The sequence below is a fragment of the Pseudomonas sp. TWR1-1-3 genome, from assembly GCF_049896805.1.
GTDB lineage: Bacteria > Pseudomonadota > Gammaproteobacteria > Pseudomonadales > Pseudomonadaceae > Aquipseudomonas > Aquipseudomonas bubulae.
In genome coordinates, this window is the sequence record NZ_JAFCUZ010000006.1 from 15,236 (window position 1) to 28,594 (window position 13,359).

12 protein-coding genes are annotated in these 13,359 nt (G+C 58.9%); 10 read left to right on the forward strand and 2 right to left on the reverse strand.

Annotated features, from left to right (window positions below; translation table 11 throughout):
• The first annotated feature begins 42 nt into the window (after nt 1-42).
• Complete coding sequence (locus ACP7BE_RS21125) at nt 43-381, forward strand: Rieske (2Fe-2S) protein (RefSeq protein ID WP_095002572.1); 339 nt, start codon at nt 43-45, stop codon at nt 379-381.
• On the opposite strand, the gene sfsA is transcribed toward ACP7BE_RS21125, so the two are convergent.
• A complete protein-coding gene (sfsA, locus tag ACP7BE_RS21130) occupies nt 364-1,071 on the reverse strand; it encodes a DNA/RNA nuclease SfsA (RefSeq protein ID WP_095002571.1) in 708 nt (235 codons plus the stop codon). The genes ACP7BE_RS21125 and sfsA overlap by 18 nt on opposite strands.
• A complete protein-coding gene (locus ACP7BE_RS21135; protein ID WP_095002570.1) occupies nt 1,071-2,243 on the reverse strand; it encodes a pyridoxal phosphate-dependent aminotransferase in 1,173 nt (390 codons plus the stop codon). The genes sfsA and ACP7BE_RS21135 overlap by 1 nt, the downstream gene beginning before the upstream one ends.
• 322 nt (nt 2,244-2,565) lie before the next feature.
• Between ACP7BE_RS21135 and dksA the strand changes: the two genes are divergently transcribed.
• From dksA to panC, 9 genes are all read left to right on the forward strand, one after another.
• Nucleotides 2,566-3,006 carry an RNA polymerase-binding protein DksA gene (dksA, locus tag ACP7BE_RS21140; protein ID WP_016783419.1) on the forward strand — a complete coding sequence of 147 codons (441 nt, stop codon included), beginning with the start codon at nt 2,566-2,568 and terminating at the stop codon, nt 3,004-3,006.
• Nucleotides 3,007-3,175: 169 nt separating this feature from the next.
• The gene (gene gluQRS / locus ACP7BE_RS21145; protein ID WP_095018774.1) at nt 3,176-4,063 is read left to right on the forward strand and encodes a tRNA glutamyl-Q(34) synthetase GluQRS; all 888 of its coding nucleotides are present in this window, start codon (nt 3,176-3,178) and stop codon (nt 4,061-4,063) included.
• 78 nt (nt 4,064-4,141) lie between these two features.
• The gene (locus ACP7BE_RS21150; RefSeq protein WP_003176118.1) at nt 4,142-4,318 is read left to right on the forward strand and encodes a hypothetical protein; all 177 of its coding nucleotides are present in this window, start codon (nt 4,142-4,144) and stop codon (nt 4,316-4,318) included.
• The gene (locus ACP7BE_RS21155) at nt 4,302-7,256 is read left to right on the forward strand and encodes a sensor histidine kinase (protein ID WP_176464293.1); all 2,955 of its coding nucleotides are present in this window, start codon (nt 4,302-4,304) and stop codon (nt 7,254-7,256) included. Before ACP7BE_RS21150 ends, ACP7BE_RS21155 begins: the two co-directional genes overlap by 17 nt.
• A gap of 22 nt (nt 7,257-7,278) precedes the next feature.
• Nucleotides 7,279-8,712, forward strand: coding sequence for a sigma-54-dependent transcriptional regulator (locus tag ACP7BE_RS21160; protein ID WP_095002567.1), 1,434 nt, complete (start codon nt 7,279-7,281; stop codon nt 8,710-8,712).
• 735 nt (nt 8,713-9,447) lie between these two features.
• The gene (locus tag ACP7BE_RS21165; RefSeq protein ID WP_095002566.1) at nt 9,448-10,842 is read left to right on the forward strand and encodes a polynucleotide adenylyltransferase PcnB; all 1,395 of its coding nucleotides are present in this window, start codon (nt 9,448-9,450) and stop codon (nt 10,840-10,842) included.
• 3 nt (nt 10,843-10,845) lie between these two features.
• The gene (folK, locus tag ACP7BE_RS21170; RefSeq protein ID WP_095024433.1) at nt 10,846-11,328 is read left to right on the forward strand and encodes a 2-amino-4-hydroxy-6-hydroxymethyldihydropteridine diphosphokinase; all 483 of its coding nucleotides are present in this window, start codon (nt 10,846-10,848) and stop codon (nt 11,326-11,328) included.
• Nucleotides 11,329-11,550: 222 nt separating this feature from the next.
• Entirely contained in the window at nt 11,551-12,351 is an 801-nt protein-coding gene (panB, locus tag ACP7BE_RS21175; RefSeq protein ID WP_095018772.1) for a 3-methyl-2-oxobutanoate hydroxymethyltransferase, read from the forward strand.
• The gene (gene panC / locus ACP7BE_RS21180; RefSeq protein WP_095025612.1) at nt 12,348-13,208 is read left to right on the forward strand and encodes a pantoate--beta-alanine ligase; all 861 of its coding nucleotides are present in this window, start codon (nt 12,348-12,350) and stop codon (nt 13,206-13,208) included. Before panB ends, panC begins: the two co-directional genes overlap by 4 nt.
• The last annotated feature ends 151 nt before the right edge of the window (nt 13,209-13,359 follow it).

A 13,359-nucleotide genomic window follows, 5' to 3' on the forward strand; every position in this document is an offset into this window, starting at 1 on the left:
CCCGTCATCGACTCAACCGTTTAGCTGTTATTAAGGATTGTCATGAAGTTTTTATGCTCATCGCATGCACTGAGCGAAGGTACCAGCCGTGGCTTTGAGCTTGATGAAGTGCGGCTGCTGATCACTCGCCGGGAGGGTCGGGTGTATGCCTACAAAAACCGCTGCCCCCATCGCGGGGTGGCACTGGAATGGCAACCCGACCAGTTTCTCGACCCCAGCGCCAGCCTGATCCAGTGTTCAACCCACGCAGCATTGTTCCTGATCGAAAGCGGGGAATGCGTGGCCGGGCCCTGCGCGGGACAATTTCTGACAGCCCTCGACTGCCGTGAAGACAGCCAAGGGATCTGGATTACACCGCAAGCCTCAGAGGATGACGTCTAGACGGCGATCAACCACTACAGCATCCGATGTCAGGCTGACCCCATAAGCCAGCACCTGCACCCCGGCCGCCACAGCCTCGCGCAGGGCAGCGGCATAACCCGGGTCGATTTCTTCAGCCGGACGCACCGCATCGATCCCCGTCAGGTTGACGCAATACAACTGCACTGCACGCACGCCTTCCTTCGCCAGGGTAGCCAGCTCGCGCAGATGCTTGGCGCCACGCTGGGTCACGGCATCCGGAAATGCCGCGACACGGGAACCGTCAAACCCCAGGGTGACACTCTTGACCTCGACATAGGCAAAGCCCTGCGGGTACTCAAGGCGAAAATCGATGCGACTTTTTTCCTGCCCGTAAGGGACCTCGCGCTTGAGCGCGGTAAAACCCTCCAGCTCGGTAATCACCCCGGCCAGCAGCGCCTCTTCGATCAAGTGATTGGCGCGCCCGGTGTTCACGCACGCCAGCCGTCCTTGCGGGGTTTGGCTGATTTCCCAGGTACCCGGCAACTTGCGCTTGGGGTCGTTGGAACGACTGAACCACACCTGACCACCCTCGACCATGCAATTGAGCATGGAACCGGTGTTCGGGCAGTGGATGGTCATCAACTCGCCGGCGCTGGTTTCGATATCCGCCAAAAAGCGCTTATAGCGCTTGATCAGGCGCCCTTCTTCCAGTTCAGGTGAAAAACGCATCAGCCCTTCCAGCTCTTGAGGCCACGGGCAATCCGCTCAACAGCTTCCTGCAGGCGTGGCAAATTTTGGGTATAGGCAAAGCGTACGTGATGCCCGGATTTGTAACGGCCGAAATCCAGGCCTGGGGTAAAGGCGATGTGCTGGGTTTCCAGAAAATGCTGACAAAACGCGAAGGCATCACCGCCAAACGCGCTGATGTCGGCATACAGGTAAAACGCACCTTCAGGCTCAACCGCAATGCCAAAGCCCAGCTCGCGCAAGGCCGGCAACAGGAAATCGCGACGACGGCCAAACTCGGCCCGACGCTCTTCCAGAATCGCCAGGGTCTGCGGTTCGAAGCAGGCCAATGCTGCGTACTGGGCCATGCTTGGCGCGCTGATATAGAGATTCTGTGCGAGTTTCTCCAGGTCGGCCACTGCCTCTGGCGGCGCCACCAGCCAGCCCAGGCGCCAGCCGGTCATGCCGAAATACTTGGAAAAACTATTAAGCACAAACGCGCTGTCATCAACTTCCAGCACACTCGCCGCATCACAGCCATAGGTCAGGCCGTGATAGATCTCATCCACCACCAGATGCCCATTGCGGGCCTTGACCGCTGCAGACAGGGCTGCCAGTTCGTCACGACTCAACAGTGTGCCGGTCGGATTGGCCGGGGACGCCACCAACGCGCCTACGCTGTCCTGGTTCCAGTGGCGTTCGACCAGTTCGGCTGTGAGTTGATAGCGCACATCGGGGCCTACAGGCACCAGTTGGGCCGCCCCCTCTACCAAACGCAGGAAATGTCGGTTACATGGGTAGCCTGGGTCTGCTAGCAACCAGTGTTTACCCGGATCAACCAGCAGGCTGGAAGCCAGTAACAGGGCACCAGAACCACCGGGCGTTATAAGAATTCGCCCGGGGTCGATATTCAAGCCATAGCGCTGCCGGTAAAACCCGCTGATCGCTTCACGCAGTTCCGGCAGGCCACGGGCGGCGGTATAACGGGTTTTGCCGGCGGCCAGGGCAGCCTGGCCGGCAGCAATGATCGGCTCGGCCGTGGTGAAGTCCGGCTCGCCGATTTCCAGGTGAATCACATCGTGCCCGGCAGCCTGCAACTCATTGGCCCGCGCCAACAACGCCATCACGTGGAACGGTTCGATTGCGCGGCTGCGCGCACTGTATGACTGAGCCATGAGCCTGCCTTCCTGGGTAAGCAAAAAGCCGATTCTACCCAAGCAGTGCTATAAGAGAGAGCTAATTACGGTCTTAGCCCACTTGCCGATAGAACCAAACAACCCGGCCTTTAGTCATAGCTCGACTAAAATTATTAATTAGCCACTAATCTCAAGCACCACAGGCTCTGCACACATACCCTGAGAACGGGCTGGACATGCGGGAGTAGCGCAGCCCGATTTGATCTGGTAAGTTCGCCCGCTTGCAGCCGCAGGGCCGGCAGGTGTCGGTGATGTTGCAATCCTGCGCAATGGATTAGAAGAATGAGAGGCGGTCCATTTCATGCCCACACAAGCAAAGCAACAGAATACTCAACTTAGCGGCTTCGAACCCTACGTTGAAAAGAAGGGTGAAGAGTACATGGGCGAGCCCATGCGTAAACACTTCACCAAGATTCTGCAAAAGTGGAAACAGGACTTGATGCAGGAAGTCGACCGCACCGTTGATCATATGAAAGACGAAGCGGCAAACTTTCCTGACCCATCCGACCGCGCGAGCCAGGAAGAAGAATTCAGCCTGGAACTGCGCGCCCGCGATCGCGAGCGCAAGCTGATCAAGAAAATCGACAAGACGCTGCAACTGATTGAAGACGAAGAATATGGCTGGTGCGAATCCTGCGGCGTCGAAATCGGTATCCGTCGACTCGAGGCCCGCCCTACTGCCGACATGTGCGTAGACTGCAAGACCTTGGCTGAAATCAAGGAAAAACAAGTCGGCAAGTAATCGCCAACTTGACCAGATGGGGCGTGCGAACGCCCCATTTTTGTTTGTGAAATTTCAGTGCCCTGCGTGGGAGCGGGCTTGCTCGCGATAGCATCACCGCGCCAAAGGTTCAAAACCGGGTTGCCCCATCGCGAGCAAACCCGCTCCCACAAGAAATCGGCCCACGTCCATGACTGCACCCTCCTATATCGGGCGCTTCGCCCCAACGCCCAGTGGCCATCTGCATTTTGGCTCGTTGGTCGCCGCCCTTGCGTCATACCTCGATGCCCGCTCCGTAGGTGGCCGCTGGTTGCTGCGCATGGAAGATCTCGATCCGCCGCGGGAAATGCCCGGCGCCCAGGCCGCGATTCTCGATGCCCTTGAGCGCTACGGTTTTGAATGGGACGGCGAACTGGTCCGTCAAAGCGAACGCCACGAAGCCTATGCGCACGTGCTAAACCGACTGTTCAGCATGGGCCTGGCCTACGCCTGCACCTGTTCACGCAAACAGCTGGAAGGTTACAACGGCATTTACCCCGGCTTTTGCCGCAATGCCGGGCACTCAATGGATAACGCAGCCATCCGCATTCGCGTCCCTGAGCTGGAATATGCCTTCACCGACCGGGTTCAGGGCGAGTTCCGCCAGCACCTGGGGCGCGATGTCGGTGATTTCGTGATTCGTCGCCGCGACGGACTCTATGCCTACCAATTGGCGGTGGTGCTCGATGATGCCGCCCAGGGTGTGACCGATATCGTGCGTGGCGCCGACCTGCTCGACTCCACCCCGCGCCAACTTTACCTGCAAGAGTTGCTGGGCTTATCACAACCGCGCTATCTGCATGTGCCACTGATCGTGCAGCCTGATGGCCACAAACTCGGCAAATCCTACCGCTCACCGCCCCTGACCCCGGAGCAGGCCACCCCGCTGCTGCTGCGGGCCTTGCGTGCTCTGGGTCAGACAACAGAGCAACACCTGAACGACGCTACCCCGCGTGAGGTGCTGGATTGGGGCATTGCCCACTGGAACGCCGCCAATATCCCACGCACACTGACCCTCGCCGAGGCGCAATTACGCTGACAGCCCTTGCAGGTTGCCAGCCATCCGTTACCATCGCCGCACGTTTTTGGGCATGCGGCCTGTAAAAGTGAGGGCGGGATGTATATCTATCGATTGGTCCTGTTGCTGGTTGTCGGGATCTACCTGTTTTCTCCCGCCATCATGGATTGGTGGATCGATGCGACAGGCGCCTGGTACCGGCCCTATCTGCTCTGGCTGATTCTGATCGTTGTGACCTTTATTCTGCAGAGCCAAAAAGATGCCGATGAGCTTTAGCCTGACCCAGATGATCCTGATCAGCGCCGCCTACCTGCTGGTGCTGTTTGGCGTGGCCTGGATCAGTGAACGCGGCATGATCCCGCGCGCAATCATTCGTCACCCGCTGACCTACACCCTGTCTTTGGGCGTTTACGCCAGTGCCTGGGCGTTCTACGGCACAGTGGGGCTGGCTTACGAATATGGCTACGGCTTTTTGTCCAGCTACCTTGGGGTTTCCGGGGCTTTTCTGCTGGCGCCTGTGTTGCTTTACCCCATTTTAAAAATCACCCGCACCTACCAACTCTCATCGCTGGCCGACCTGTTCGCCTTTCGCTTCCGCAGCACCTGGGCCGGAGCCCTGACCACGATTTTCATGCTGATAGGCGTGTTACCGTTATTGGCCCTGCAAATCCAGGCCGTGGCCGACTCCATCAGCATCCTCACCCGCGAGCCGGTGCAACACCGCGTAGCCCTGAGCTTCTGCGCACTGATCACCCTGTTTACGATCTTCTTCGGCTCTCGGCATATAGCCACCCGTGAGAAACACGAAGGCCTGGTATTCGCCATTGCCTTTGAGTCGGTGATCAAGCTGATCGCCATTGGCGGTGTGGGTCTTTACGCGCTTTATGGCGTGTTCGATGGCCCGCAACAGCTGGAAGTCTGGCTGCTGCAAAACCAGACCGCCCTCGCCGCACTGCACACACCGCTTCAAGAAGGGCCATGGCGCACCCTGCTGCTGGTATTTTTCGCCTCGGCCATTGTGATGCCGCACATGTATCACATGACCTTCACCGAGAACCTCAACCCGCGCGGGCTGGTCAGCGCCAGCTGGGGCCTGCCGCTGTTCCTGTTGCTGATGAGCCTGGCCGTGCCGCTGATCCTGTGGGCCGGCCTCAAGCTGGGCGCCACCACCAATCCGGAATACTTCACACTCGGTATCGGTATTGCCGCCAACAGCAAACCCCTGGCGCTGCTGGCTTATGTGGGCGGGCTTTCGGCCTCCAGCGGGCTGATTATCGTCACCACCCTGGCGCTTTCGGGCATGGCCCTCAACCACCTGGTGCTGCCGCTTTATCAACCGCCCGCCGAAGGTAATATCTACCGCTGGCTGAAGTGGACCCGCCGCGCCCTGATCGTTGCCATTATCATGGCCGGCTACGGCTTCTACCTGCTGCTGGGCGCCGAGCAGGATCTGGCCAACCTCGGCATCGTGGCCTTTGTCGCCACGTTGCAGTTTTTGCCGGGCGTGCTCTCGGTACTGTACTGGCCGACGGCCAACCGACGTGGCTTTATTGCCGGTCTGCTGGCCGGGATACTGGTGTGGATGGCGAGCATGCTGTTCCCGCTGATCGGCAACTTCCAGGGCTTCTATATCCCGTGGTTGAACATGATCTATGTGCTGGACGATACCAGCTGGCACATGGCAGCCATCGCCTCGCTGGCGGCCAACGTGCTGATGTTCACCCTGATTTCCCTGTTCACCAACGCCAGCCCTGAAGAAGCCAGTGCCGCCGAAGCCTGTGCTGTGGATAACGTACGCCGCCCGCAACGTCGCGAGCTGCACGCGGCCTCCCCGCAGGAGTTCGCTACTCAGCTGGCCAAACCTCTGGGCGCCAAAGCGGCGCAAAAAGAAGTCGAACAGGCGCTGCGTGACCTTTTCCTGCCTTTCGATGAACGTCGCCCCTATGCCTTGCGACGCCTGCGCGACAGGATCGAAGCCAACCTTTCCGGCCTGATGGGCCCCAGCGTCGCACAAGATATGGTCGAAACCTTTTTGCCCTACAAGTCCGGCGGCGAAAACTACGTTACCGAGGACATTCACTTTATCGAAAGCCGGCTTGAGGACTACCACTCACGCCTTACCGGGCTGGCAGCCGAGCTCGACGCCTTGCGCCGTTATCACCGCCAGACCCTGCAAGAGTTGCCGATGGGCGTGTGTTCACTGGCCAAGGATCAAGAGATCCTGATGTGGAACAAGGCCATGGAAGAGTTGACCGGCATCCCGGCCCAGCGCGTGGTGGGTTCGCGCCTGGGTACCCTGGGCGATCCATGGCGCGAGTTGCTGCAAGGTTTTATCGACCTGCCGGACGAACACTTGCACAAGCAGCACCTGGCCCTTGATGGCCAGACCCGCTGGCTCAACCTGCACAAAGCCGCCATTGACGAGCCGCTGGCACCGGGTAACAGCGGCCTGGTGCTGCTGGTCGAGGACCTGACGGAAACCCAGATGCTCGAAGACAAGCTGGTGCACTCCGAACGCCTGGCCAGCATCGGGCGGCTGGCGGCAGGGGTGGCTCACGAAATCGGCAACCCGGTCACCGGCATTGCCTGCCTGGCGCAGAACCTGCGCGAGGAACGCGAAGACGATAGCGAACTGACCGAAATCAGCAGCCAGATACTTGAACAGACCAAACGCATCTCACGCATCGTCCAGTCTCTGATGAGCTTCGCCCATGCCGGCAGCCATCAACACAATGACGAGCCCGTCTGTCTGGCCGAAGTAGCCCAGGATGCCATTGGCCTGCTGGCCCTGAACCGACGCAATTTCGAAGTGCAATTCTACAACCTGTGCGACCCGGACCACTGGGTCGACGGCGACCCGCAGCGGCTCGCCCAGGTATTGATCAACCTGCTCTCCAACGCCCGCGACGCGACGCCTGCCGGCAGTGCCGTACGGGTCAAGAGCGAGGCCAGCGAGCACACCGTCGACCTTATTGTGGAAGATGAAGGCACTGGCATTCCGCAGAACATCATGGACCGGTTGTTCGAACCGTTTTTCACCACCAAGGACCCTGGCGAAGGTACAGGTCTGGGCCTTGCACTGGTCTATTCCATCGTTGAAGAGCATTATGGACAAATCACCATCGACAGCCCGGCTGACATTCACAGCCAACGCGGAACCCGTATCCGGGTGACACTACCGCGTCATGTCGAAGCGACGTCCGCTGTGAACTGAGACCGTCGAGAGAACCGAATCAATGCCGCATATTTTGATCGTCGAAGATGAAACCATCATCCGCTCCGCCCTACGCCGCTTACTGGAGCGCAATCAATACCAGGTCAGCGAGGCTGGCTCGGTGCAAGAGGCGCAGGAGCAGTTCAGCATCCCGTCGTTTGACTTGATTGTCAGCGACCTGCGCCTGCCCGGCGCTCCGGGGACCGAGCTGATCAAGCTTGGCCAGGGCAAGCCGGTGCTGATCATGACCAGCTATGCCAGCCTGCGCTCGGCCGTGGACTCGATGAAAATGGGCGCGGTGGACTACATCGCCAAACCTTTTGATCACGACGAAATGCTGCAAGCGGTGGCGCGCATTCTGCGTGACCGGCAAAACACCCAGAGCGCGCCGGCCGAACGCCCTGCCAAAGCAGGCACCGCTGACAAAAACACGGTGGATAACAGCAACGGTGAAATCGGCATCATCGGTTCGTGCCCGCCAATGCTGGACATGTACAGCAAGATTCGCAAAGTAGCGCCCACTGACTCCAATGTGCTGATCCAGGGTGAATCCGGCACAGGTAAAGAGCTGGTAGCCCGCGCCCTGCACAACCTGTCGCGCCGCGCCAAAGCACCGATGATCTCGGTCAACTGCGCGGCCATCCCGGAATCCCTGATCGAGTCCGAACTGTTCGGCCACGAAAAAGGCGCGTTTACCGGCGCCAGCGCTGGCCGTGCCGGTCTGGTTGAAGCGGCCGATGGCGGCACGCTGTTCCTCGATGAAATCGGCGAATTGCCGCTTGAGGCCCAAGCCCGACTGCTGCGCGTGCTGCAGGAAGGCGAGATTCGCCGGGTTGGCTCGGTACAGTCGCAGAAGGTCGATGTTCGCCTGATTGCCGCGACCCACCGCGACCTGAAAAGCCTGGCCAAGGTAGGCCAGTTCCGCGAAGACCTGTACTACCGCCTGCACGTTATCGCGCTCAAGCTGCCTGCGCTGCGTGAACGTGGCGCTGACGTCAACGAAATCGCCAACGCCTTCCTCGCCCGCCAAAGTGCTCGCGTGGGTCGCACCGACCTCAAATTCGCCCCCGATGCCGAACGGGCGATCAGCCATTACTCATGGCCGGGTAACGTGCGCGAGCTGGAAAACGCTGTTGAGCGCGCGGTGATCCTCTGTGAAAGCCCGGAAATCTCGGCTGAACTGCTGGGTATCGATATTGAACTGAGCGACCTGCAAGACGATGACTTCATCGGCCTGGCCCCGCAGCAGAGCATCAGTAACGGTAACACCAGCCTTGATCCCACCGAGGACCTGTCACTGGAAGACTACTTCCAGCACTTCGTCCTTGAGCATCAGGACCATATGACCGAGACCGAACTGGCTCGAAAACTGGGGGTCAGCCGCAAATGCTTGTGGGAGCGACGTCAGCGTCTGGGAATCCCGCGACGCAAAACCGGCGTGCCAAGCGAGGGCTAGGTAACAGCGCCAGAGGTAACCAACTGTTACCTCTGTTAAATCACGTAACAAAAGCCGGGTCTTACGGTAACGATGACCCGGCTTTTTTTTGCCCGGAAAAAGGCCAAAACCCTGAAAACCCCTTATTTTGCTGGGCCGCACAAAAGTTGGCACGCACCCTGCTATATGTATTCGTACAAGAACAATAAGAATCACAGCAGCACACAATAAAAATAAGACGTATCGGCTCACGCATAACAAGAACAACACGGCGGAGGCGCAGCTAACTGATTGTTTTGGAGAGGTGTTGTAAATGGGGCTTGCCCCGCGACCAGGCAGAGAACAACAAAAACTGCACTTAAAGCAGAACCTGAACTGGTTGGATCATTGATCACATCAACGCAGCGACCAAAGCAATCCGTTTGCTCTTATCTCCCGATTGGGAGGGTTGCACAGGCAAGACCTTTGTAACCAGGGCGATTAACAAAAACAAAAAGCCCGCAATCAATAATAAAAATAGAGCACGCAACTAATTCTGGGGGAGCTTCGGCTCCCCTTGTGGTTTCTGCGATTTAACAAATCCCCTCGCAACCGTCTAAACCGTGCCTCTTACAGCTATTTATGCTTACGGCTTGCAGCTTCGCTCGCAAGAGCGGCTAAGCGTCCTACACCATCCCCTGACTAAATGCTAGAATCCCCGCCCATCATGCGGTCATTCTTCGTTTTGGCCGAACATTCCTTCAAACAGTGCATCCCATGCTGAAGAAGCTGTTCCAGTCATTCCGTTCTCCCAAGCGTCGTACGCAACAACTGCGCAGCACCCCTGAAGTGCTCAACAGCAGCCAACACTCGCTGCAACGTGCCCAGTTCAGCCGCTACGCGGTCAATATCGTCGAACGCCTGCAGAACGCCGGTTACCAGGCCTATCTGGTTGGCGGTTGCGTACGCGACATGCTGCTCAATATCACGCCAAAAGACTTTGACGTCGCCACCAGCGCCACGCCCGAGCAAGTGCGCGCCGAATTTCGCAATGCGCGAATCATCGGTCGTCGTTTCAAGTTGGTGCATATCCACTTTGGCCGCGAAATCATTGAAGTCGCGACCTTCCGTGCCAATCACCCGCAAAACGACGAAGAGGAAGACAGCAACCAGTCCTCGCGTAACGAAAGCGGGCGCATCTTGCGCGACAACGTCTACGGCACCCTTGAAGAAGACGCCCAGCGTCGTGACTTCACGATCAACGCCCTGTACTACGACCCGGTCAGCGAGCGCATCCTCGATTACGCCAATGGCGTACACGATATCCGCAACCGCTTGCTACGCCTGATCGGCGACCCGCAACAGCGCTACCAGGAAGACCCGGTTCGCATGCTGCGCGCCGTGCGCTTTGCCGCCAAGCTCAACTTTGGTATCGAAAAGCACACCGCCGAACCAATCCGCGAACTGGCGCCGATGCTGCGGGAAATCCCTTCCGCGCGCCTGTTCGAAGAAGTGCTCAAGCTGTTCCTCTCCGGTAACGCTTCCGACACCTTCGAGATGCTGGTTGACCTCGAGTTGTTCGACCCTCTGTTCCCGGCCAGCGCCGAAGCACTGGAGCACAACCCGACCTACACCCACACCCTGATCAGCGAAGCCTTGCGCAACACTGATCTGCGCATCAAACAGGGCAAACCGGTGACCCCGGCCTTCCTGTTTGCCGCCCTGTTGTGGCCCGCGTTGCCTGCACGCGTATTGCGCCTGCAAGATCAAGGCATGCCGCCCATTCCTGCCATGCAGGAAGCCGCCCATGAACTGATCGCCGAGCAATGCCAGCGTATTGCTATTCCCAAGCGCTTCACCATGCCGATTCGCGAGATCTGGGACATGCAGGAGCGCCTGCCGCGTCGCAGCGGCAAACGCGCCGACATGTTGCTCGACAACCCGCGTTTCCGTGCCGGGTATGACTTCTTGCTCTTGCGTGAAAGCGCCGGCGAGCAGACCAATGGCCTGGGCGAATGGTGGACCGACTATCAGGACGCCAATGACAGCGGCCGCCGCGAGATGATCCGCGACCTGAGCAACGCCAAGGATGACGGTACCGGTCCTGCACCGCGCAAACGTCGCCGTACCAGCGGTGCCAAGCGTAAACGCAGCGCCGCAGCGGACGAGTAAGCGATGGAACGCGTCTACATTGGAATGGGCAGCAATCTGGCTGACCCGGCGGATCAATTGCGCAGTGCTGTCCAGGCCCTGGCGCAATTGCCGGACTCCCGATTCATCGGGGTTTCAGCATTTTATCAAAGCGATTCGCTGTTGCCTGGCCAGCCGCGCTACACCAATGCCGTAGCGGCCATCGACAGCTCGCTGGCGCCGCTGGACCTGCTCGATGCCCTGCAGGCCATCGAACTGGACCAGGGACGCGAGCGTCAAGAACGTTGGGGCCCGCGCACTCTGGACCTGGACATCTTGCTATTCGGCGATCGACTGATCGACGAGCCCCGCCTTAAAGTCCCGCACTACCACATGCACGCCCGGCCTTTTGTGCTGTATCCGCTGGCCGAACTGGCGCCTGCATCGCTGAAACTCTCCGATGGCCGCACGCTCGCGCAATTGCTCGATGACTGCCCATTTATCGGGCTTGAGCGAATCCCCTCTTAAGCTGAATCGAATCAATACCCGGGTAACACCATTGCGGTAACACCCGGAATTGACTTCCAGTGCCCTCGTCACGACTATAGGCATCCCGCAGCCATCCACAGGATGGTGCAATGTGAAAAGCAGGCTTTATAAGCGCCCTCTATAAAGGTGTGCCTGTTCATAACGATGAATCACACGCGTTACTCGCAGTGGTTACCACACTGCCTGACGAGGATCCTTTTCATGCCAGCTATTACCCTGACCACCCTGCAAGGCCTTAAGCAAAAAGGTGAAAAAATCACCATGCTGACGTGCTATGACGCCACCTTCGCCCACGCCTGCAATCAGGCCGGTGTTGAAGTGCTATTGGTAGGCGACTCCCTGGGCATGGTTCTACAAGGGCATGACAGTACATTGCCTGTGACGACCGCTGACATGGCCTACCACGTGGCCTGCGTCAAACGCGGTAACCAGGACGCTCTGATCCTGGCGGACATGGCCTTTATGGCCAACGCCACCCTGGAACAAAGCCTCAACAACAGCGCGGTGCTGATGAAGGCCGGCGCGCATATGGTCAAGGTCGAAGGCGCCGTGTGGCTGGCCGAGTCGATCCGGGCCATGACTGAACGCGGCATCCCCGTGTGCGCGCATATGGGCCTGACCCCGCAGACCGTGAACGTGCTGGGGGGTTACAAGGTACAAGGCCGCAACGAAAACCAGGCGCGCCAGATGCGTGCCGATGCCATTGCCCTGGAACAGGCGGGGGCGGCCATGCTGCTGCTCGAATGTGTACCCAGCGAACTGGCAAAAGAGATCACCCACGCGGTCAAGATCCCGGTCATCGGCATCGGCGCCGGCAGTGACACCGACGGCCAGGTCCTGGTGCTGCACGACATGCTGGGCCTTTCACTGACCGGCCGCGTGCCCAAGTTCGTGAAAAACTTCATGAGCGGCCAGCCCGATATCCAGTCCGCCCTGCGCGCCTACGTCACTGAAGTCAAAGCCGTCAGCTTTCCTGCTACCGAACACGGATTCTCTGCATGAACACAGTTAAAACCGTTCGCGAACTGCGCGCCGTCATCGCCCGCGCACGCCGTGAAGGCAAACAGATAGCACTGGTCCCGACCATGGGCAATCTGCACAGTGGCCATGGCGCACTGGTAACCACCGCCGCACAACAGGCCGATTTCGTGGTGGCGAGCATTTTCGTCAACCCGCTGCAGTTTGGCGCCAACGAAGATCTGGATACCTATCCGCGCACCCTGGCAGCCGACCAGGAAAGGCTTCTGCAGGCAGGCTGTGACTTGCTGTTTGCCCCGACCGTTGAAGAAATGTACCCCCACGGCATGGATGGCCTGACCCGTGTTACTGCTGCCAAATTAAGCAATGAACTGTGCGGCAGCCGTCGCCCGGGGCATTTCGATGGTGTGACCACCGTGGTCAGCAAGCTGTTCAACATGGTTCAGCCCGACCTGGCGATCTTTGGGCAAAAAGACTACCAACAGCTGGCAGTCATTCGCGCAATGGTCAACGATCTGAACTTCCCGATCCAGATCATCAGCGAACCCACCGTGCGCGCCGAAGACGGCCTGGCCCTGTCCTCGCGCAATGGTTACCTGAGCGAAGAGCAGCGAGCCCTGGCGCCAGCGCTGTACCGTCACCTGAGTGAAATGGCGCGCGCCATCGAAGCCGGTGAGCGCGACTACCCGGCCCTGGTGCGCCAGCATCTGGCGCAAATCGAAGCCATTGGTTTTCGTCCGGACTACCTGGAAGTGCGCCACGCACAGACCTTGCTACCGGCGCAGGCGACTGATCGCGACCTGGTAATTCTGGTTGCGGCCTTCCTGGGTGCCACCCGTTTGATCGACAACGTACATCTTAATCTCGACAGCGCGCTCTGACAGAGTCGCCTGTGCGGAACCGCGGAATGACCCGCACTCCATAAAGAAACACTGAAACGTTTCACCTGCTGTGACGTAACTGTGACAAAAGTTACTTCTCGGTGTCAGACAAAGCCAAGACAGAAGCAGGCGCGAAGGTTACTGTAATCGC

Coding starts and splice junctions, on each gene's coding strand:
- ACP7BE_RS21135 (WP_095002570.1), bottom strand. CDS start 2,243: ATGGCTCAGTCATACAGTGCGCGCAGCCGCGCAATCGAACCGTTCCAC.
- ACP7BE_RS21155 (WP_176464293.1), top strand. CDS start 4,302: ATGCCGATGAGCTTTAGCCTGACCCAGATGATCCTGATCAGCGCCGCC.
- ACP7BE_RS21150 (WP_003176118.1), top strand. CDS start 4,142: ATGTATATCTATCGATTGGTCCTGTTGCTGGTTGTCGGGATCTACCTG.
- panB (WP_095018772.1), top strand. CDS start 11,551: ATGCCAGCTATTACCCTGACCACCCTGCAAGGCCTTAAGCAAAAAGGT.
- panC (WP_095025612.1), top strand. CDS start 12,348: ATGAACACAGTTAAAACCGTTCGCGAACTGCGCGCCGTCATCGCCCGC.
- sfsA (WP_095002571.1), bottom strand. CDS start 1,071: ATGCGTTTTTCACCTGAACTGGAAGAAGGGCGCCTGATCAAGCGCTAT.
- ACP7BE_RS21160 (WP_095002567.1), top strand. CDS start 7,279: ATGCCGCATATTTTGATCGTCGAAGATGAAACCATCATCCGCTCCGCC.
- ACP7BE_RS21165 (WP_095002566.1), top strand. CDS start 9,448: ATGCTGAAGAAGCTGTTCCAGTCATTCCGTTCTCCCAAGCGTCGTACG.
- ACP7BE_RS21125 (WP_095002572.1), top strand. CDS start 43: ATGAAGTTTTTATGCTCATCGCATGCACTGAGCGAAGGTACCAGCCGT.
- dksA (WP_016783419.1), top strand. CDS start 2,566: ATGCCCACACAAGCAAAGCAACAGAATACTCAACTTAGCGGCTTCGAA.
- gluQRS (WP_095018774.1), top strand. CDS start 3,176: ATGACTGCACCCTCCTATATCGGGCGCTTCGCCCCAACGCCCAGTGGC.
- folK (WP_095024433.1), top strand. CDS start 10,846: ATGGAACGCGTCTACATTGGAATGGGCAGCAATCTGGCTGACCCGGCG.